Genomic DNA, 1,118 nt, shown 5'->3' on the forward strand with positions numbered 1-1,118 from the left:
TCAGCTTGACGGGGCCCTGGGCCGTCCTCTTCTCCCGGATCTCGAAGTCCATCGCATACCCCCTGAACTGGGGTGTTGCGACGACCACTAGAACCTAGTACGCCCCCGGGCCCTTCCGCTGTGTTCGTGCCGTCCGGCCGTGCCGTCTAGAACTTCTCCAGGAGGCCCTTGAGGAGGGCGGTGGAGGTCAGTTCGGCGGGGGCGGGCCCGGCGTGGAAGAAGCCGGCGTTCTCGGCGTCCAGCTTGCGCAGGAAGTCGAAGGCCTTGGAGTCGTGGTCCCCGAAGGCGACGAACTGCCAGTGGATGCCGGGGGCCGCGGCGGCGGCCTCGGTCAGCGCCTGCCGGGCGGGCTGGCGGTTGTCGGGGGCGCCGTCCGTCTGGAAGACGACCAGGGCCGGGCCCTTGCCGCCGTTCTCGCGGTAGTGCTCGACGACGGCCTCGACGGCCACGTGGTAGCTGGTGCGGCCCATCCGGCCGAGCTCGGCGTGCCGGCCCTCCACCCAGGAGCCGTAGTGGCTGTCGAGGGTCAGGTCGGCGGTGCCGTCCACGTCCGTGGAGAAGAAGACGGTGTGCACGGTCGCCGCGTCGTCCAGGTGTGCGGCGAGGGCGAGCGCGTGGTCGGCGAGGTACTGGGCGCTGCCGTCCTTGTAGAAGCCGCGCATCGACCCGGAGCGGTCGAGGACGAGGTACACCTTGGCGCGGGCGCCGGCCTTCCCCTTGCTGCGGAGCACCTGCCCGGCGGCCTTGTACGCGGCCGCCACCCCGGGAGCCCGCCGCCGCACGACGGCCGCCGCATGCGCGGGCCCGTCCGCCCCCGCGACGGCGTCCGCCTCGGCACCCTCCGACCCGCCGGCTTCCGCCGGGGCGGTCGGGGCCGCGTCCTGCGCCTGCGCTTCCGCCTGCGGCGGTGCTGCGACGGCGGTGTCGGCCTGCGCGGCGGCGTCGACCACGGGCTCGGTGGCCTGCTCCGCGGCCGCGTCCTGTGCCTGCGGCGCAGCCGCTGCGGCCTCCGGCTCGCCGGCTTCGGGCTGCGGCTCGGTGGCGACGGCGGTCTCCGTCGACCCGGCGGGAGCGGCGGCGTCCGCCTCGGGGGCGGCCTGCTCCGCAGGGGTGGAGGT

The 1,118-nt window shown here is 75.0% G+C and carries 1 protein-coding gene; it reads right to left on the reverse strand.

The annotated features are described in order from the left end of the window. Positions 1–146: 146 nt before the first annotated feature. Positions 147–1,118 (reverse strand): VWA domain-containing protein (locus IF89_RS39330; protein WP_043194864.1); only part of this gene is annotated, 972 nt, incomplete at its 5' end.

The organism is Streptomyces sp. NRRL F-2664, from assembly GCF_000719345.1.
Taxonomy (GTDB): domain Bacteria; phylum Actinomycetota; class Actinomycetes; order Streptomycetales; family Streptomycetaceae; genus Streptomyces.